Source organism: Rubritalea spongiae, assembly GCF_042652385.1.
GTDB lineage: Bacteria > Verrucomicrobiota > Verrucomicrobiia > Verrucomicrobiales > Akkermansiaceae > Rubritalea > Rubritalea spongiae.
On sequence record NZ_JBHSJM010000001.1, the window covers coordinates 1,899,835 to 1,920,648 of the forward strand.

General features: G+C 45.3%; 17 protein-coding genes. 1 reads left to right on the forward strand and 16 read right to left on the reverse strand.

Annotation, left to right across the window (positions count from 1 at the left end; all coding sequences use genetic code 11):
- Window positions 1-26: 26 nt before the first annotated feature.
- The 4 genes from ACFPK9_RS08640 to ACFPK9_RS08655 form a co-directional block, all read right to left on the reverse strand.
- The gene (locus tag ACFPK9_RS08640) at window positions 27-2,090 is read right to left on the reverse strand and encodes a polysaccharide biosynthesis tyrosine autokinase (protein ID WP_377094452.1); all 2,064 of its coding nucleotides are present in this window, start codon (window positions 2,088-2,090) and stop codon (window positions 27-29) included.
- A gap of 266 nt (window positions 2,091-2,356) precedes the next feature.
- Complete coding sequence (locus tag ACFPK9_RS08645) at window positions 2,357-3,229, reverse strand: polysaccharide biosynthesis/export family protein (RefSeq protein WP_377094453.1); 873 nt, start codon at window positions 3,227-3,229, stop codon at window positions 2,357-2,359.
- A 9-nt stretch (window positions 3,230-3,238) separates the two neighbouring features.
- Entirely contained in the window at window positions 3,239-4,042 is an 804-nt protein-coding gene (locus ACFPK9_RS08650; RefSeq protein ID WP_377094454.1) for a hypothetical protein, read from the reverse strand.
- A gap of 125 nt (window positions 4,043-4,167) precedes the next feature.
- On the reverse strand, window positions 4,168-5,427 hold the full coding sequence (locus ACFPK9_RS08655; RefSeq protein WP_377094455.1) for a hypothetical protein: 1,260 nt from the start codon (window positions 5,425-5,427) through the stop codon (window positions 4,168-4,170).
- A gap of 197 nt (window positions 5,428-5,624) precedes the next feature.
- On the opposite strand from ACFPK9_RS08655, the gene ACFPK9_RS08660 reads away from it, so the two are divergent.
- Window positions 5,625-7,103, forward strand: coding sequence for an O-antigen ligase family protein (locus ACFPK9_RS08660; RefSeq protein ID WP_377094456.1), 1,479 nt, complete (start codon window positions 5,625-5,627; stop codon window positions 7,101-7,103).
- A 180-nt stretch (window positions 7,104-7,283) separates the two neighbouring features.
- Here the strand turns inward: ACFPK9_RS08660 and ACFPK9_RS08665 are convergent, their stop codons facing one another.
- From ACFPK9_RS08665 to ACFPK9_RS08720, 12 genes are all read right to left on the reverse strand, one after another.
- Window positions 7,284-9,188: an O-antigen ligase family protein gene (locus ACFPK9_RS08665; RefSeq protein ID WP_377094457.1), complete on the reverse strand. Its 1,905-nt coding sequence runs from the start codon at window positions 9,186-9,188 to the stop codon at window positions 7,284-7,286.
- Window positions 9,189-9,196: 8 nt separating this feature from the next.
- On the reverse strand, window positions 9,197-10,591 hold the full coding sequence (locus ACFPK9_RS08670) for a sugar transferase (protein ID WP_377094458.1): 1,395 nt from the start codon (window positions 10,589-10,591) through the stop codon (window positions 9,197-9,199).
- A 502-nt stretch (window positions 10,592-11,093) separates the two neighbouring features.
- A complete protein-coding gene (locus ACFPK9_RS08675; protein ID WP_377094459.1) occupies window positions 11,094-11,840 on the reverse strand; it encodes an exosortase-associated EpsI family protein in 747 nt (248 codons plus the stop codon).
- Between the two features lie 3 nt (window positions 11,841-11,843).
- Entirely contained in the window at window positions 11,844-12,758 is a 915-nt protein-coding gene (locus ACFPK9_RS08680; RefSeq protein ID WP_377094460.1) for an exosortase/archaeosortase family protein, read from the reverse strand.
- Window positions 12,759-12,827: 69 nt separating this feature from the next.
- Complete coding sequence (locus ACFPK9_RS08685) at window positions 12,828-13,949, reverse strand: CDP-glycerol glycerophosphotransferase family protein (protein WP_377094462.1); 1,122 nt, start codon at window positions 13,947-13,949, stop codon at window positions 12,828-12,830.
- A 6-nt stretch (window positions 13,950-13,955) separates the two neighbouring features.
- Window positions 13,956-14,345 carry an adenylyltransferase/cytidyltransferase family protein gene (locus ACFPK9_RS08690; protein ID WP_377094463.1) on the reverse strand — a complete coding sequence of 130 codons (390 nt, stop codon included), beginning with the start codon at window positions 14,343-14,345 and terminating at the stop codon, window positions 13,956-13,958.
- A gap of 23 nt (window positions 14,346-14,368) precedes the next feature.
- On the reverse strand, window positions 14,369-15,079 hold the full coding sequence (locus ACFPK9_RS08695) for a sulfotransferase family protein (protein ID WP_377094464.1): 711 nt from the start codon (window positions 15,077-15,079) through the stop codon (window positions 14,369-14,371).
- A gap of 99 nt (window positions 15,080-15,178) precedes the next feature.
- Window positions 15,179-16,342 (reverse strand): glycosyltransferase family 4 protein, encoded by a 1,164-nt coding sequence (locus ACFPK9_RS08700; protein ID WP_377094466.1) that lies wholly within the window; start codon window positions 16,340-16,342, stop codon window positions 15,179-15,181.
- Window positions 16,339-17,442 carry a glycosyltransferase family 4 protein gene (locus ACFPK9_RS08705; RefSeq protein WP_377094467.1) on the reverse strand — a complete coding sequence of 368 codons (1,104 nt, stop codon included), beginning with the start codon at window positions 17,440-17,442 and terminating at the stop codon, window positions 16,339-16,341. The genes ACFPK9_RS08700 and ACFPK9_RS08705 overlap by 4 nt, the downstream gene beginning before the upstream one ends.
- Window positions 17,414-18,889 (reverse strand): hypothetical protein, encoded by a 1,476-nt coding sequence (locus ACFPK9_RS08710; protein ID WP_377094468.1) that lies wholly within the window; start codon window positions 18,887-18,889, stop codon window positions 17,414-17,416. The genes ACFPK9_RS08705 and ACFPK9_RS08710 overlap by 29 nt, the downstream gene beginning before the upstream one ends.
- A gap of 59 nt (window positions 18,890-18,948) precedes the next feature.
- Window positions 18,949-19,818: a glycosyltransferase family 2 protein gene (locus ACFPK9_RS08715; RefSeq protein WP_377094469.1), complete on the reverse strand. Its 870-nt coding sequence runs from the start codon at window positions 19,816-19,818 to the stop codon at window positions 18,949-18,951.
- A 7-nt stretch (window positions 19,819-19,825) separates the two neighbouring features.
- Entirely contained in the window at window positions 19,826-20,797 is a 972-nt protein-coding gene (locus ACFPK9_RS08720; protein WP_377094470.1) for a sulfotransferase family protein, read from the reverse strand.
- Window positions 20,798-20,814 lie beyond the last annotated feature (17 nt).

The window sequence follows — 20,814 nt, forward strand, 5'->3', positions numbered from 1 at the left end:
CCACTTTACTTCAACTTCAACAAGTTCTACTTCTCATTTCCATAATAGCCGTAATCTTCGGCTCCATATTCGCCGTAGCCACGATAGCCTCCATAATTGCCGCGATCATTGCTGCGCATGCCATTCACCACAACACCTCCAAGCCTTGCACCTGCAAAGTTTAGCAAGTCGCGCGCACGCACCATTGCTCCAATCGGGGTCTTGCGTGTCCGCACTACCATGATCACTGCCTGCGCATGCTTCGCTAGCAAGCGTGAATCTGCAACCGGCAACACTGGCGCCGAATCCAGAATAATCCGATCAAATCGAGGACTCAATTGCTCAAGAATTTCTACAAACTCACCTTCATGCAGCAGTTCAGAAGGATTCGGTGCACGGTTTCCAGATGCTAACACCTTCATCTCCGGAATGTCGGTGTCGTGAATTACTTCCTCTAAGGTCGCCTGACCAGCAAGCACTTCCACAACTCCCTTTTTACCTTTCAACTGTGGAAACGACTCCGTCAACTTAGGACGACGTAAATCCATATCCACCAGCAAAGTACGCTCTTTATTTAACGCAAATGCAGAAGCCAATTCTGCTGAAATCGTCGTCTTCCCTTCCCCGGGAATCGCCGACGTCACCAGTAAAATCTTATTCCGTTCTTTTTTACCGAACAAAATAACAGATGCCCGCAAATTTCGTACAGCTTCAGAGTTCGAAGAATGTGGGTCGCTTTTCAATACAGTTTCCCAACCCTTCTTGCGCCCAAATTTGTTCGACGCTGGAATGGCCGCTAAACATGTCAAACCAGTCGCCTCTTCAGCCGAACGCACATCGTAAATCTTGTAGTCGATCACAGACAACAAAAACGCAATTCCAAAACCGGCCGCCGCCCCCAAGAAAGAACCCACTGCCAAATATTTAAGACGCACAGACTCAATCTCCGTGCCGATGAATGCCGGCTCGATGATTTTTAATTTAGTCAAATTCTTATCATCAGAAGAATACACATCGATCTCAGTCATACGCTGTAAGATGTTTGCGTACATTGTGCTGTTTTGTTCTACATTTTTCTGCAAGAGATTTGCTCTGGAATTGAGAGCATTCTGTGCGATGGAAAGCCACTCATCGACAGCCTGATAAGCCTCTTCACCTTCTGACTGTTGCGCTAAAGCCTCTAATTCATCAAGTTGCTCAGTAAACTGCAGCCAATAAGGCTTCTCACTCCTTACCGAAGCCGAACGCTTGATCTCACGCGAAAACCTCTTCAAAAGATCTACATAAATGGCTTCCTCTTGGATCCGCTGCGGATGCTTCGACTTATAACGCTGGCGCAAGGTCACAATCTCCGAACGCTTCTCTTGGATTTGTTCACTGAGACGAATGGCCGTCACATACACCTGAACTGCTGTCTCTGCCGCCTCGAGCTTATCCTTTGCTCCATCCGCTTCATTTTGCAAGATTTTGAAAGCATCAGAAGATCCACTCGCTACTAATCCTTCTTCCTTTTCAACAAAGACACGCAATAGGGTGTCAGCAATCACTCTCGCTGTCTCAGGCTTTTCGTGTCTCACCTTCACTTCGAGCAAAGTCGTTCCAGGACGCATCCCGATATCAAGCCATCCCGTGAAACTTTTTACGATTTCTGAAATTTCTAATTCAGAGGCCGCTGTGTATTCCAACTCTTCATCACTCCGCATATAGCGCGGCTTGTAGGAAAAATCTGGAGCTTTAAACTCTGTGAGCGCCTGTACTTCTGGGCTTTCAGCCACCTGTGACAGAATACTAGGGCTCAACAACTTGCTCATAGTAGTTGCAAGCTGCATTTCCAACTCGAGTTGTTCTTGTTGGAACTCAGCCCCGATCAATTGATCCTGCTTCGTTTCCACCTCTAGCACTGCTACCGCCTCCACAGTCGTAGGAACGATCGACATATAGTACAAAGCTCCACAATAACCTAGAATGCCAAAAACAAGCATGACCCACCAACGCCCTAAAGCTTGGCGGACGTTGCTCATTCCCAAGCGATTGTTCACTGGGGCTTCGTCATTTTTTGTATCTAAATGCTCTCTTGCTTCATCTGCAAAAGGATCAATTTCTCGGCTCATTATTTCAATATTAGAAGCGAAGCTTCAAGTTTAAGTTATTAGTCGCTATGCGACAATTTAAGTTTAAGTTCTGGTAGGGTGTGCTCGGCGAGCCACCTCATTTGGAAATTTTAACGCCTGCGGCGCTGTGTTACGTAATTATATGCGGGTCACAAAGAACGTAATTCTGTCATTTATGTAATTCCTGTCTTAAGCCTTCCGTTTCATCGTGTTGAACATCAAAAACTGAAAAAACTAGCAACTGAAAAACCGCACCACCAGCGTCCTTAGAACCGACTCTCACGCACCACTACTAAATCACCAGGCTCTAGCAAAAACATCGGTGCACGACCATCTTCTATCGCTTTAATATCCACCAACATCTGACGTTTATTCCGGTGCACTGTAACCGCCTTCTTGTACGCGATCCGGCTAAAACCTCCAGCCTGCGCCAATGCAGTCATAATATCCATTTTCCCTTCTTTCGGATACTCCACAACCCCTGGTCGATTGACCTGACCTGAAACCGTCAGCGTCATCTTCTGCATAGTCTGGCGTGGCACCGTAATCGTATCGCCATGTTTCATAACCCGACTGCCCGAGCCCTTCAAACTATGATAACTGATCGCACCACTCTTACTGCGAACTACAATACCGTCCGTATTGGCTGACTCTAAAACACCTCCAGCCTGTGCCACAGCTCCACGCAGATCAAGCGCGCCTTCTTCAGGAAACGGTACTGTTCCCGGTGAGCGAACATCGCCACCGACAATCACCCATTTTTCTGCAAATCCAAGAATCGACAGATTAACCTGAGCATTGACCAAATAATCCTTTTCGTAGAGTGCTTTGATTTCATCCTCGGCTTCTTTCAAACCCTTACCAGAGACCTTGACATTACCTATCAGCGGAAAGGAAACATAGCCCGATTTACCAATCTTAGATTCAGTAGTGAGGTCGGGCTCCTGAAAAACAATCATTCGAATAACGTCGTCTTTCTGTAATTTGTATTCTTTATCCTCAGCAGCATTCAACACAAGCAAGGAGGTCAGAAGAAAGAGAAAAGCAGCGAAGTAAGTTCTCATTGGGGTATAGTAGAGTGCAAAAGAAAGGGTACCACGGTCGTTTCCGTAGCACCCCTGAAAAATGGGGATGAGCATCTTTTTTGATTAACCGTTGCTATCGGTACCGCCAACCCCTGAGGTGGTGGCTATATCTGCAGCGTCATTTTGAACCTGATCTGCTGCTTCAACTAAAGCCTGGATCGCTCCACCTGTGTTTTGCTGTCCACTCGATGGTGTCGCTTGCTGAATCGCATTCACCTGAGCGCTCGTAGCAGGCTCAGTAGTGGTACCGCTTGGAGATGTCACCGTAGTCGTTCCCGTACCAGTCGCTAAATCAACAACAGTCGTCACCGTGGTAGTTCCTCCTGCTTCTTGAATGGTAGTAGTAGACGTCATACTTGGACCAGAACGACTAATCACTGTCGTCTTATTTCCCTCAACTACAGTCGTAGTTCTGTTCGCTACATCAATCGTTGTCGAATCACCATTCGCTTGAACATCTGTGATCGAAATAACTTGAATCGGAGCTGAACTCCCAGCCAGTGTCTGACTAATATCTGCCGATGTGACTGCTGGAAGCGTCGTCGCAGATGTAAGCTCAACATTCGCAGTTGTCTCCGAACCATCTGGACGCCTCACATTAGCAATCACAACCGCTCCTGGCGTAAGCTGAATATTGGTAGCAGCCGCAGGGAGTGCGACCGTATTACCCGGCTGGATCCAGAACGTTGCACCTCCAACCGTATAACTTACTGCAGTCCCGTCTGCGGGCACCATGATGGTTATACTTGCTGAATCTTCCGCTGCTACTGTTTGAGCTGACACGCTTTCTGGCGAGAGAAAAGCCAATCCGGCAATTGCCGTGAATGCGCCCATTGCGCTAAGTTGAAAAAATGATTTCGCTTTCATGATGGTGGTTTAGTGGGGGTTATACTCCTCTACGAGATGATTGGTAAAGATTCACCTTTAAATTGCAACTCGAAAACACGCTTAGTCTGTCTTCTAACCTACTAAAAGCATTTCCAATGCCAAAATTAGAAATTATATCCAGCGTTGATATTGAAGATCAAATTTCCAAAATCGCGAGTAGGCGCTTCCGAATCATTGGTAGAGTAGCGCAGACCTGGCCCCACATAAAAACCATTATCCATGACATAATTGCCACCCAAGAAGAGGGTCACATAGTCAGAATCAAGATCTCCCGCTGTAGACAAGGATGAGGTCTCAAAATAATTATCATGCTCGTAACTCACTCCTGCATTCACACTAATACGCGCTGTAGCTGCATAATTAGCAAAGAAATTCACACCTGTCGCTGTATAAGACTGTCCAGCATCTGAGTAAGAAGCGCGAATATTGTGATAAAGCATCCCTGTAAGATCAATCTTACCAGTCAATTGATGCTTCGCCCCAAATTCAAAAGTAGGTGATGTCTTGTCATCCAAGTCACCTCCGTCAAAAGTACGATGCTCCGCACCGATGTAACCAATGAGGGTAGTTTTACTAAATGCTTGGTATTTTCCGCGTACACCGAAGGAAATAGCGTCTTGATCTGGATTTGCCACACCATCTTGAGACGCATGCTCATACGCCACATAAGGCCCGACCTCAATCTTCCCTGTCGCCTGATACTGCCAAGAAACACGAGCATTGTAGCGCTCACGATCAAAAAGACTATCGTCCTCAAACTCGTCCGCTAAAAAGCCCAAATCAAGATCGAAACGGGACTTTCCAGAATATTGATGACTGACTCCGAGATTCGCTTTGTAGGCATCTTTCGCAATCGATCCTGATGCAAAACGATCAGCACCATCTGTCTTTTCATAACCCAAACCTAGATCTACAGTGGTCTTTGCAAACACATGGCGATATCCAGCATCGACAAACTGATCCACACCATCCTGATCAGAGTTGTCAGCATAAAAATTAAAACGTGGCGTATAACTTAGACTCCACTGATTCTCTGAATCTTTATCGTTAGAAAGCCCCAATGGCACACTCACACGGAAAATGAAGTCTTCGACTTCATCTTGATCTGTCAAAAAGATGTTATCGTTGTATTCCGCATTTACATTCACTCCAAAGGAAAAATATTCAAACGCCGTAGAGGCGTAACTATCTTCACTAAAACCTTCTCCGAAGGCCTCCAGAGCCGCCGACTGAAGGGCCGCATCACTGAATGAACCGTAAGATCCTGTTAGATCCTGCGCGGTTGCGCTTCCTACTATCGCCAGAGCCCCGAGTGCAGTTACGAGTCGGGGGCTGGGGGTGTTCTTGAACTGCTGTTTTTTCATAACTTTAACGCTCTAATCGCTACACCCGAAAAAAGCGCCTACACTGATTTAGTCAAGCGATAAACGAGCATTTGATTTTAAATGTTTTGTTAGAACACTAACAAATCAAAGGAATCGTCTAACGCAAGCTAAACACTCCCCTTTTTATCTACAACACCCTGCAAAATCTTTTTCAGCAGCCTTGTATGTTTCAAGGCATGGCCTATACCTCTATTGCCATGCCTGCGCTACGAGTTATTTTAGCTATCTTAATATTATTTCCATTAGCTATTGGCCCCTGGTACCTCGGCTCTTACTACAATGAATATCGCTGGCCCCTCATTTACGCAACTTGGATCGCTGTTGCTGCCAGCTTGTTTTTGTCTCCCAGAGGCCACACTCCTCATCGCCGAATCACCAAATGGCTACCTCTACTGCTAGTCACTCTCATAGTGACTCAAGGCCTCTGGATGCTGAATAACACTTGGGGAGAATTCATTGAAAATGAAGTGATCGGCACTCGTCACTATTTTTGGGAAATCATTTCACTCGACAATCAACCTTATCCTACTCTTCCGGGAACAGTTGACAAAAAAGAAGCTGCAGACCGTCTCAGTTATATCATACCCGCACTGCTCTACTTTACGGTATTGCATTTGAAGCTCGCTTCTCGCTCGATAAAACTCTCGACCCTTTGCGCTACTATTTTTTGGATCGGAGTGAGCATTGCATTTTTAGGCTTGGCCCAAAGATTTACCGATGCCCCTGGATTTTACTGGAATGAAGAGCTCTATGATCGTCACCGCCCACTTTTCTTCGCCACTTTCCGCAGCCCCGGTATCGCCGCTTGCTATCTCAACCTCTGCCTAACTATGGGCCTCAGCTACTTGCTGGCAACCAGTCATCGACTCCGCAGAAAGAAACATGCAAAACCCACTTTACCTATCTGCATCAGCATCGGTGTAGTCATTCTCACTACAGCTGCCATGAGCGCAGGCTCTAAAGCGGGAACCATTTTCACAGTCATCACTATTCTCCTCTGGCTACTCACTAATCTGCGCTCCATCTGGAAACTCCTCCACCAATCTACGGCACTCTTACCCAGCGGCAGCCCACACGAACGTAACATCATCATCAGTAGCGTGCTAGCCACGATGATCTTTGCAGTTGTCAGCTTTGGTGGAGTCTTTCATGAACGCTGGAATCGAGCTCTCGATTCCGACTTCGGCTCACTCACTCATCGCCATATTGCCAATCATTGCATGCTCACCATGCTAGAAGAAAATCACCCTAAATTCTCAAACTGGGGCGCTCTAGGATATGGCCCAGGATCTTTCATGCCTATGTTCCCATTCTTTACTCACGATAAAGCTGGAGCATTAAACTCAAAATGGATTTACGCTCACAACGATCCCCTCCAGACCCTCATCGAGTGGGGATGGCTTGGAACCTCCTTCTGGATCTTACTTATTGCCGGATCAGCCTTCCTCTTACTCTACGAACAACTCGCAAAGCGTAAAAAGCAAAGCCGAACCCACCTCTTCTACTTCAACGGAGCCACCATCGGCATGTTCATTTTCCTACTCCACTCCACCGTCGACTTCCCCTTCCAAATCGAATCCATCGCCATCTCTTTTGCCGCCGTCCTTTCCATCGGCTGGGCCGCCCCCAGCCTAAGGCGACACAGTCGCCAGTAAAGATAGAGCAAGATCGCCCGAGCATGGCGTTGCCAGTAATTATTCACCAACGGCGATACCTATCGAAACCTCGGGCTAGAGCGAAGCCTTAGCCTAGGATTACCCTACCCACAAGCACACTTAGCTGACTGCCTAGCCTAATGAAAAACCTCATCGGCGTGCTCCGCCATCTTAAATCCACTAAAACACACTCTCTAGCAAATCGACTCTCGCCTTAAGCTCTTTTTGTATCTCACTGAAGCGCTTGCGCTCCTCGCGTGGAGGACGAGCCTTCGCTAGCAACTCTTGTGCTTGCAGAAAATACTCCAGCGCCATTTCAGCTTCGCGCTCGAGCCATAAAGAATTTCCGCGTTGGTAACAATAGAGCCCGTATTTCCAATAAGGATATAACCAGCGCTGCTGACTCACACCATTTTCTATGGCGAATTTATACGCTTCCTCAGCTTGGGCATACTCGCCACGCACAGCCATAAAACCCGCCTCACTTAAGCGCAAGTCAGGCGACATCGGATACAACTCAGCCGCTAGAATATAATACTCAGCCGATTTCTCGAAATCCGCCAAGTCGCCAGATTTCTGGTAGAGCGCATTGTACATCCCGCCGACTCGCCTATACCGTTTGAAGTTTGGCGCACGTCCCACCACGCTCTCTAATTGCTCCGCTTGCTGTCGCAACTCAGGCTCCCAATCACTCAGCTCCATGGTGTCATTAAACTTCGTGTACAACTGAAACGCTGGCCATTCTTTCCATGCAAATTGCGCCCCATAGGCTGCGCCAATCAACATCACTACAAGCACGGGCACGCGTACCAACCATTTCCTCACACCTTCTGAAGATTTGAGCGACGGCCAACCGAGCGCGCACACCGCCACAATCGTCAGCAAGTTAGCGGGGATATGCGCAGGAAACGAAAAGAAACAATGCACGCAAAATGCCACAAAGGCTGCAAACACCGCCATTCCCCACACCATATCCTCACGCTTCAACAAGGAAAAAACGAGGCGCCCACCATAGCCAAAAATCAAACACAACAGCAACACGAATCCCACTAAGCCGTAATCGCAAAGCACCTGGAAATATTCGTTGTGCGCATAGTTCAAGGTTCCCAAAGCCCCCTCACCACGCTTACTCAACAAGGCAACACTCCGCCACTCCACCGAATGCGCACCCGAGCCTAACAGCGGCGCTTCAAAAAACTGATCCACTGCCAGCGAGCTGAAATCCTTACGCCCACTATCTTGAACCTGCCCCCCATGCGCTGTCCATCCGCGGCTCTGATCCAACCGACCAAACTGCGAATACGCCGCCCCAGCAGCGACAATCGCCAATAACGAAAAGCCTGCCACAACCACAGGTTTCTTCATCTTACCCGCATTCCACAAATGAATCGCGTAAAACATAAAAAACACCGTCAAACCAACCGCTACACTCACAAAGGCACCGCGCGAGGCACACATCCCTAACAGTACTAAATTCCCTACAACCACAATCGCAGACAAAACTCGCACCAACAGCCCACTCGATTTCCCAAACAATAAGCCCAGACAACTCAGCGCTGCCACAGCAGCAAAATTGCCAAAATAGTTCCGGTGGGTGAAGATACCACTTGGCATCACCGCTCGCTCAGTCCGCTCCACAAACAAGCACCAGCGCAAGTCCACATTGAGCTGATACCAACTCGCCGCAATGTTCGCTCCGAGCATCAACAACATCGCCACCAGCCACACCCGCTTCGCCACATTTCCTAATTCAGAAAATGTCCGACAAGTGAACCACATTAACACTGCCGACAAAATCAAAACGAGATCGGTCTGGCCGTACAAAGCCACCGGTGATCCCCAAGCGCGCCAGCCAAAATATCCAGCCACACACAACACCGTAGCATCGAAACCGCCCAAGCTCAGTCGTTTTGAAATGGCAACTCCAAGCACCGCCAACACCCCCGCCACTGCCAACACAGCTACATAAGGAGCCATCGCCTCCGGCCGATCCCAAGTCGCCACTGTCACACAGAGCAAATAGCCTATCAGTAATAACAAGCCCTGCAGCGACCAAAAAGTATTGTGTACTAAGCGATTCATCATCGACCGCTTTAACTCGCTCCCCTCTGAAACAACACCGCAGGAATAGTCTTGAAAATAATTTTAAAATCAACCCACAGCGACCAATTGTCAATATACTCCAAATCCATCGCTACCCAATCTTCAAAACAGGTAATCGTATTCCGCCCACCACATTGCCAAGTACAAGTAATCCCAGGCTTCACACTCAGACGTCTACGATGCGCCGATTCCTCAAACTCTCTAACCTCATACACCGGCAGCGGACGTGGACCCACCACACTCATATCACCTAACAACACGTTAATAAACTGTGGAAGCTCATCGATACTCCACTTTCTCAAAAATTTAGCAAAAGGGAAAACCCGCGGGTCGTCATCGAGCTTGAAAACTGGTCCAGTCATCTGATTTCCCATCTGCGCCTTAACCTGCGCCAATTTCTCCTCCGCATCCACGCACATTGTACGAAATTTCCACATCCTAAACTCCTTTCCGTACTTCCCTGCGCGACGTTGCTTAAAAAATATAGGACCAGGGTCAGAAAGATAAATCCCCACCCCAGCTAACACCCACAATGGAGCACTCGCCAAAATCACCACAAATGCAAAGCAACGGTCTAATAGCGACTTCATCAACAATGCCCAAGACAACTCCGGCGTCGATCGCAATACCAACATCGGCTTGTCCCCCAAGGTATCAAATGCCGGCCGAGAGATCTGCGCACTCACAAAATTGGCCGCCACCCATACCTCAAGCCCCTGCACCTCGGAAATCCTCACCGCCTCGCCCACTTTATCGAACAACACATTGCGCGGAGAAACAATCACCCGCTGCGCAGATTCCTCCACTATCAAATCAGCCAACTCCAACACATCCCGACCATTCAAATCAAATTGCGCACATATCTCAATATAGTCCGTCACTGATGCCGGTAACTCAGCCTCAAAATCCGCCAAATCCTCCAGCGCTCCCACCAAAATAGCCTTCTCCCTATCCGCCCCCTTCTTAACCCGCCGACGCAACACATTGCGAACCCACACAAAACGCCAAAATACAAAGTTTAACGCAAAAAAACCACCAAAGCCCAATACTAAGCGCGATGAAGGATCGAGCTGAAATACCACTACGCAGCCACCCACAACCGCCCCTAACACCGCCGATGTCTGCATGATCTTCCACAGCGCAGCTGAGGCCTTCAGGTTCAGCGTATTCTTGTAAAACCCAAATAACTCCAACGTTAAGGGCGTGAACGGAACCACGATGAATAGCAACCACGCTATCGGATTTAACCCTAATCCCGAGTACGCCTGATCAATCACATTCCAGCGTATCGCCGATGCGATCGCAAACCCCGCCCACACCAAAAAAGCGTCTAACAACTGTAGCGCCTGTAGTGAAAATTCCTCTTTTTTACGTGATCCGAACAAAGTGATATAAATGAGACGGTTTTATTCGCCTGTTGTGTCGTAGCTAGGTTTTCGTAGGTTGAGCGTACTCGCCGAGTACGCTATTCATTCTGTCACATGAGCATCATCTGTCTATTTTATAACGTTGCCCTGTCAATACCTAACAAACCCACCAACAACTTCAACGTAATACAACCTCGCGATTCAAAAGAGATAGGATGCGATTTGGTATAAACTATCGCATCAAATCTTCTCATGCGTGCGATCCGATCAATTCGCGATAAAAATCGTCATGCTAGCATCCAACACGATTCGTCGCGGCGTGCCCAACGACTTGTCAGCCGAATCCTTGACGAAGGAGGGACTAGCAGCTTAGGAACCACACTTGGCTGAACGCCAAGTCTAATGAAAAACCTCAGCTAGCCGACACCTTCCTTCTTAAATCAATGCCTCTGGTGTCCCACTCGTGATAAAAACCACCGTGCTGGCGCTCAACACGCGACATTTGCCATTCAACATTCTCCTACGGCGCCACCACCTCTGGCAGCAGCTTGCGCATGAACTCCTCCATCAGCTCCGCACTCTGCGCCTCGTCAAACACCTGTTCGTCGGGTATCTGAAAACCTTGCTCTCGATACACCGAAGTCACCGGCACACTAAAGGTCGCATACGCCCACTGCTGGTCGTAGCCCTTCAACAAACGTGCCTGAATATCCACAAAGGTTCGATCATAATGCCCAGAAACTATCTTTTCAGCCCCAAAAAACGTATAATATTGAATCCTCTTATCATACACAGGCTCCCCAAACATATTCTTCGGCGGCTCCACCCCATCATGCGCTACCCGCGGACGTACACAGACGATCTCTCGAACTGGCAGCCCACTACCATCTTCAAACACGTTCGGAATCACGATCGAACGCTCACGTACAAAATTCCATCCCTGCCCTCGCAAACACACCTCTGGCCGGTGCAGACTATTATTAATGTCCTTACCCGAAAAGACCACTGAAACCTCCACTCCTGCAAACCCCTGATTCGTAGTATCCTTATAAAACCGTCGAGCGAATTCCGTATCCTCCGCCAGAATCTTTAACTCCGCCGCACTCACCTCACGTTTCTCACTCGTCCATGAATCAAGTGACACTGGCAAATCCTTACTCAGTCGTGAAACCGCCATCTCCTTCTGCTTCGGTAACAGCCAAATCGAGGAAAACCCCACTGCCAAAATCACCAGCAGCACCCACAAACGTTTTGTAATAGCATCCATCGTTTAAGCCTTCTGAGTTACCTTCACCTTCTTCTTAAACCTCTTTGGATTGAGCAATCGATCCAACAAAAACAGCCCAGCCAAAGCAGCAGGGAAGAACAACAAGAGCCCCGAAAAATCATGATACGCATTCGCCGCAAAATCCTCATAACCTAACTCCGCTAAAACGAGAATCGTAAACACCCGGCAAAAATTCCCAAACAACGCCAACGGCAATGCCGATGCAAACACCACCGCCTTCTTCCACAATTCCTTCTGCGTATAATACGCATAAATCGCCGCTATCATCACCAGCGCCATAAGCGAGCGCACCCCACTACAACCCTCCGCAATGTTGAAATCCCACTTGTTCGACCCCGAATGAATGTTGTTCCCCGTATTGATCAGATCCATCCCCACGCCAGTCCCCACATAATAACACGCCTGCGTCACAAACACCTGCAGGTGATTCGTCATCTGGTTCAGTCCCGGCACCGGAATCGCAAACCACCAGAAAAACGCCGGAAACAACAAGTGCCTCCCCTTCTTCCACCCCAATACAAAAATACTCCCCCCAGCAATCAAAAACGGCAAACCAATCAAAGCCAATCGCGGCTGAATCGTCCGAACCGATGCCACAAACAACAACAAACCAAACAACAACACCGGAATTCCAAACCAACCGCTCGATTCCCCCTCAGCCTTAATCGGCCTCACCGCTGAATAACAAAACGCCACAAACAAAAACGGCACCGCATACCCATGCAGCAAATCATTCCTCTCATTCCAAGAATCCACCATCCACGGAATAACCTCACTCTTCCGGTGATCTATAACCGTGTACACATCACACACCCCAAAAAAGTATATGACGACAGATCCTATCAAAATCAAAGGCACTGTCAGGGGGGATTTTATCCAGTCTCGTTGCGTATTCATTCTATATAATTCGTAGACCTGCACTCACAGACACAGCAAGCTACACCATCTGTCAAATATAATGCGCATTCATCCGAGCTCCTCGAGAACCCGCTCAGTCGACCTACCATCCTGATAGCTATGGAATTGCTTACAAAGCTTGCGTCGTTTTTCCTGAGAGCTATCCTCTCCCGCCACACAGCTACTGATCGCCTCTCTGAGCCCCTCATATCCATGCACGATCTCTCCTGGCAACCAGTCTTCAATCGGCTCAAATACCATCTTGCGTTTTGCCTTATATTCCTCCGAATCCTCAAAACACACAAACATGGGCCTATCTAATAAGGCAAAATCCACCATCACCGACGAGATGTCCGAAACCAAAAAATCCACCTCAGAGAGTATCTGATACAGCAACACCCCACGCTGCCACATCCATTCCTCATCAATCACCATAATATTCTCCGGAAATTCCTCCTCATTCCGTGGCGCTAATGGATGCGGCTTGATGATACATAAACATTTCTCTTTCTCTAAAAAACGAGCAAATGCTGTACTTGGAAAACCCACCATATTGAAAACATTCCCTGCCTCCACCCCATCCTCAATAAGATTCCCCATGGTTGATGTCCGATACGTCGGCAACCAAAAGAAAACCTTCTTGTACTTCTCCCTCTCTAACCCCATCGCCTCCCAAATTCCCTCTTTGGACTCAAACAGAAAATCATTGCGCGGTATTCCACTCATCCATCCACATTCCTCCCTCACCCCAAACGACCGAGCCAACACATCCCGAAAGAGTGGCGATGTACTGCAAAAATAACTCGAGTCCTTCCCTTCTTCCCCCGCCAACAAGCCAATCGCCTTAAAAGGCATCCCATGCCACACATTCACACACACTTGCCCACGAGGCACCGCTTTCAGAAAATGCCCATGCGTCGTGAACATCGTCTTCGAAACCATTCCGTACCATAAATCCTTCAGACTGCCGTTGCGTACAAACTCCGTCCCCTTCCGCATCTCAAACGGCCTTGAATGCGATAGATCATACACACTCCAGATAATCTTCTCATAGGCTCCCGTATCAAAACGCTTATACAAAGCCACCAAACTATCGTCATAACTCGGAATCCCCTTGAGATAACAATAGTTCCTTTTAGGCAGCAGACTCGCCACCCAATAAAAACAATGCTTTAATACATTTTTTAACACCCCAATTTAACCCTCTAACTTCTTTCTAATACCGCTTGTTGAAATCCCCTCTGTCCTACTCAAATACCTCACCTCACAAAGCTCCTTCAAAAAATCAAACTTCCCCTCCCAATCATCACCCATGACAAATACATCTGCCCCGTATTCTATAACATCAGTTTGTTTTTGTTCCCAGCATCTTTCAGGACGCACTTCATCAACATACTGTATAGCCTCCACAATGGCTGCACGCTCCTCATACGGAATAGCACAATCCTTATTTTTATCCCTACTACTAAACTCGTCCGTCGACACAAACACCAACAAGTAATCCCCTAGCTCTTTAGCCCTTCTTAGTAACTCCAAATGACCAATATGAAATAAATCAAATGTTCCGTATGTGATTACCTTTTTCATAAAAAATATTCCATGTACCGCCCCTACTCACACCCCTTTTGATCAATATAATCATACTCAAACACATCAATGTCTTGAGCATAAAAATCACGTACAAAATCTATCGCGTATTGATCGTAAAAAATAGAGTAATGCGCCCGATCCTTACTTTTATTAACATGAGGCACTTTAACATCATTCAAATTCAACGCTTTTGCCACCTTTATTACGTCTTCCTCCAAGTTTTCAAACCTCCCTATAAAATCTACCATCACTTCTCCCTCATGAAGCACAAATTTCGATTGCGGCTCCATATGCACCCATCGCTGCATACGCTTATCTACAGATAACAACCTTACAAACTCTGAAAAATCATCTGCCCTCGCATTAATATACTCAGAAACTAATTTAGTTCTATCTGCAACCCAGGACGGAGGCGATGACAAGTGGTAATACGCCGAAACAAGCCGGTCCCATGGGTCCCGTACAAATGCAAATTTAAAGCTGCTGTTGTATAAACCCTCGTCCTCTCTTAAAAATTCATAATACGGATAGTGCCCATGCCCCACCCCTTTATCCTTATAAATAGCGGAAGCTATCGATGTTCCTGCAGTTTTAGGGATGTGAATATATACACTATTGGTATCTTTATATGCCTGCGGAAAATGACTCCCATGCCTACTAAGCCTAATTTTATGCTTCACTACATCAGGAAGAATCAAATCATAATAATACCATAATTTATACTTATTCATCACTTAAGTAAGTTTATCTCTATTCTTAACAGAGATATAAGGACAGAGACAAAATATCCAAAAATCAATTTAATAAGCAGTAAACAATGCAATAATAATCTAATGCGGCACACTCTCTACGATAGACTTCCACTTATTTAACCATACCTTCGTATTAAATTGCTGCTCTAACTTAAAATGACCATTTACTCCCATTTCATTGTACGCAGGAGAAGACAGCGCTTTTTCCAATACCGCTGCGAAACCACATCTGTCAGTTGGCGCTAACCAGCCATTTTTTTTATTATCAATAAGATCTGGAAAGCTTCCTATATTTGTCGTGAGGACAGGTCGATAATGCTTCCAAGCCTCTAGCACCACCATTCCAAAAGGTTCTTCCCATACAGATGGAGCAACTACAAATGCACTCTTTTTATAAAATGCATCATGTTGTGATTTATCTACAAACCCCATAAATTTAACATTCCCAATTTGTTCAGCTCGACATAATTCATGAAGATCCTCCTCAAGTGGCCCTGAACCAATAATTCTAAGTATCCGTTTAGTTTCTGCCACCTCTTTCCAAGCTCGCAACAGAAGCTCCAAACCCTTTTCCTCTGTCAAACGCCCAATAAATAAAACATCCCCATTCTGAGGAGGCTTATTATACTCCAATCCAGCATCTAAACTATGATGTAGAACATGAATATGCTCTGCTGCTATCCCCATTTTCACATGCCGCTGCTTTTGCGATTCACTAATAGCAATAAAAGCTTTGATACTCTCTTTACCACCGCGTAACCAAAATCTTTTTAACGTCGCCACCATGGAGATCGTAGCTGGAAAGCTGCTACGCCAACAACGATGCTGAATAGCCGGGAAAAAATTGCTCGGTGAGCAATCAAAGCACCTCTCTCCTCCACGAAAATAAGTCGCATCAGCACAACCAAATCGATAATTATGCAAAAACTGTATGACAGGAACGCCTAACTCCGCTGCGAGCTCATACACGGCGACTGACATTGCTGGAAAAACATTATGAATTTGCCAAAAGTCAAACTGCTCATCTTCTTGCAAACCGCGCAGATCTCTAATAACTCTTGCATTATATTGCATTTTGTAGGGCATCGACAGCTTACCCAAGGGGCTGTTAAGCAGTTCCTGAGTAGAATAAGTATACGTCCTTATAGTATGTTCACTACGTAATTGTTGAGCAATCCTACTCACGCTGCCCTCTTCCCCACCATACTCAAGATATTGATTAAATATCTGTAGAATTTTCATGATCTACCTAGCACCTTGTCGTACACTGCGTAATTACCCTCTAAAGTCGCTCGCCAACTGTAGTTTTGACTTCTTTTTAAGCCATTGCGCATCATTCTTAAATGCACATCTGAATCTTGTATCTTCAAAAGAGCCTGAGCGATGTCATTCGCACCATGCGGATTCACATACATAACTGCGTCTCCTCCAACTTCAGGCAAACTCGTTGTGTTTGATGCTATTACTGGAACTCCACGAGCCATTGCTTCTAGTAATGGTAAACCAAATCCCTCATATAAAGAAGGAACAACCAACACATCGATGTCCTTATAAAACTCTTCTAGTTCAGATGAACTTACCCGACCCAACTCTATAAAATTAGAGCCTAGTATAGACTGAAACTCTTCCGCCAGTTGTTTCGATACATAAGCCCCAGCCCGCACTAACTCCATCTTCCTCCCCCCCTTCTCTAAATATTGTTCAATAGCTGCCGGCAAAATTTCAAGGTTCTTCCTCTTTAAAACGCTACCTAAGCTACCCACACGCAAAACTTCTTCACCTCCTAGAGGTTTGCATGTCACGTCATACTTAGCGGGCTTCACACCATTAGGCACAACATGTATTTTCTCTGGAGCAATCGATAATATATCAATAATCTCATTCTTCGTGTGCTCAGATACCGCTATAAGTGCATCCGCTTTTCTCAAATACGATACACGTTTACGGAAACGTTCGACTTGCTTCTGCTTCAGTTCTCCTGCAAACCGTAAAGGTATTAAATCGTGTACAGTAACTACGGTTTTCGCCCCACTAGGTATCCATCTAAGTAGATCCGCCCAACTGTGGTCTAATACATGATACAAGTCACACTTGGGCTGTCTCAAAATAGAACAAGGATAATGAATGCCTCGTGTCCACGCTCTTCGCATCTTTGAACCACGCTGCAGTAACGACTCATCCACATCAAAAAAGAAGCTCCTAGGTGCATAACTATCCTCACCCCGAATCTGCCCCGCCAATAATTGCCAATACCGAAACATCGACATACTCCCATTAGCTGGATGAGCAGGTAACAGTAACACAGATGAAGATTTATTCCCCATTATCGGTATTTTCTGCATTCAAATCTGACATGCTTCTCCCTAGATTTCGCCTTCCTGTATCTCGAATACCTCCAAATACAACACCAACAAGAGCGCCCAGAACCGCATTTACAGGTGAAACAAACAACAAGTTACCATACAACAACCCAGACAGAACCAAAGCTGCAACAACCGCAGTCAACCTCGTATAATATATACGGTCATCATCTGATTGCATTTTATAAAGTTTGCGATGCCATACAACTAAAACTCCGGCCACCGCAGCAAGCATCGATCCAAGTGGAACATAACCAAAGCGGAATAAAATCATACTAAGAGGATCGTGAGAAAGAGGTTCGAAACCTTCTTCAAAGCCTAAAGGCTTCCAATTTTCTACTTCTGAGAGATTCATGAAACCTTCCAAGCGGTCTTGATATGTCCCAAGGGTGCCTAATTTCTCACCTACGGGGGTTGAGGTCAGTCCATCTGACCAAGCATTGATATTATCATAGATGAATGCACTGTAATGAATCATCAAACCAAATAAGATTACACCTACCGTATACAATAATAGTGTCCGCCCTTGATTCTTAAAACCCCACGTAAAAGCTAAGTAAAATAATGGAATAAAATAAGTGGTACGATTTTGGGCAAATAGCATCGAGCTGAAAAAGATAACCCCAATCATGGAATAGAAAGCCTTTGTACCGATGCCCTCCCGATTCCCACATAACAAAAACGCTAATATACAAAGAACTCCACTTACGGCGCCCACCGACGGGTGGAGGTTTAACGTCGAAAAAGGACGCATGTATTCGACCCCCCCGTCAACAAGATAGAAATTATACAAAGTAGCACTCAACCCTGTTTGTATATATTCCTCCTCCCACATGGCAATTCCATTAAAATACTGCCAAGCTGTATACAGAGCCATCGGTAGGGCTCCTATCACTAATACTTTAAGCAATTTCAACGAGTCCGCCCTCTCTCTATACAAACAATAACTAGCGAGAGCGGTCATCCCAACTAATGATGATCCCATCATAGCCTGACCTCGCTCCATCCAATCCTCTCCCTCTCCAAAAATTCCAGAAACGGATACCACAACACAGCCTAGATAAAAAAGCCAATCTCCAAACTTTCCGAATTTGATGCGCTGAGCAATGATCAAAATAGTACAAGAAATGCAAATCGCAACGATGATAACAGGACCAGCTCCTATTGAAACCATCACATCCTGCATGGAGGTGCCGCTCCATAAAATCAACAATCTCTTGAGAAAGTCTAGGTAAAAGAGCGATACAAGGAAGACGAGTACACCTCGCTTAGGAAAGATAAGACCGTATAAGCCGCCGACGATCGCAATCCAACGCATCATCCGACCTAATTGATTCCAGTCTCCCGCAAAAACATCAAGAGTCACCAGAAACATCAAAATCACGATGCCACAGAGTGTGAATATATTTTTTCCTGTAGGAGAATTCATCAAACTATTTTTTATATCATTAACTACCAAATAACATCCTCTTCAGGATCACAATAAATTTACCTTATCAAAAATAACCCTCTCACTCCCCCTCTCGTATATGCAACAAACGTATACTTAACCATCACCAAAATAATCTTGAAACTACTCAATGCGTACAGTGCTCCCCAAACATTCTTCCGAAAACGAAATCTATCATTTAGATTAGCTGGGGAACCTTTTTTCCACAAACTCTTCCACGCATCTAAAGCGCTAAGAGAAACCCCTATACGGTCAAAATAATTGGATGATTCATTGATAGCGATCGCGCTACCGTCTACTTCTACACTTGCTCCTGACTGCTTGGCTTTCCATGTGTACCAAGCATCCGCAAAATAATGCTGAAACTCACTTGAATCAAGTAATCCTATTTGTCGGATTACAGACGCGTGAATAGCAACAAGGTTACCTCCCAAAAAGTCAGCTTCCAGCCTCATTCCATCCTCAGGTCTCAATTGCATTTTACCACACACTTTCTTCTTATAACCTGAGTACGTTACTTCTGTTACTGAATCATCCCAACAAACTCCACCACAGACACCTTTACTCGTCTTGACACGATTCACTAGTAGCTTAATTGAATCATCTTGAGGCAGACAATCATCATTCAACCACACGATAACTTCAGCGCCTCGTTTAACTGCATAGTCCATTCCTATTGAAATAGCTCCACCCCAAAAAAGTGAACCATCACCTTTGAGAACATAAACCCAAGGATAACCCACGTTAATCATCTCTTCAGTACCATCACTAGACCCATCATCTACGACTAGTACATTGTATTTCCCTTTAATCTGAAGAACCTCAAGATTCTTCAGACACTCCCTAGTAATATCTACGCGATTATGAACAGGTATAACAATCCATACTTTTGAATCTGTCTCAAACATACATTATTTAATCTAGACGTTTCCCTTTCACTCCGTTCAATCTATCACTAACCGATTTTTTTAACACTTTCGATTGAAGCAAACATTTAACTTCATCGACAAAAAAATCAACATAATCATTAATATATCCTCCTTTTAAAGGGGCATTTTTAATATCACTAACTAACGAACTCTTATCATACCCCATTATATTTAATCTCTCATCACCAATCCAATCTAAATAGTTCATCCCACTTTTTTTTCTATAATTATTTTTAAACTCATCTTTCCAACGATCCAATGAGTCTTGACTAATTTTATTAGAATACTCCAACAAACCAGTAGGGTCGCCCAACGCGGACTTGGAAAATAATTTCGTTTGAACTATATCTGTAGATAAATCTCCATTTTCTAGGTCAAGAAACCTTTCAAGATTCGTTATCTCTGTGTTTGGATCCTTTACTAAATCCTCATAACGGAGTGAGTGAAAATTTTTATTATCTAGCTGAAATGTCTTCACCAAGGATTCTACCCCATCATATAAATCTACTTCAAATGTTGACATTTTCCATTTAGAATCAAGCCAAGTTCTAGAAATTGACGACATAATAGCCGCCGGATTTCTCCATAGAAAGATATATTTCGCATCAGGAAATGCCTTTACAATAGAAGGTGCTATCAAATAATACCTTGGCGTTTTATCTAAAAAATAACGCTTTCCATCAGATAGCTTGTCATAAAATTCACTGACACCAGACCTAACAGAACTGTAATAGAAATCCTTTCTTTCATCACACCTAGAAAACAATTCATTCATTGCCGTCACATATGTGTTATGTGAATAATTCGCATAACAACTAATATTATTTTCATAAGAAAAAAAAGGTAATAAAATCCATGGCTCAGGAGCTGTCGAAATATCTTGACTTCCTGAAAGAATTCTTTGCAGTAAAGTTGAACCTGACCGCGGCAGTGAAAATATAAATATTGGTGAAGACATACAAACTATTATAAGTA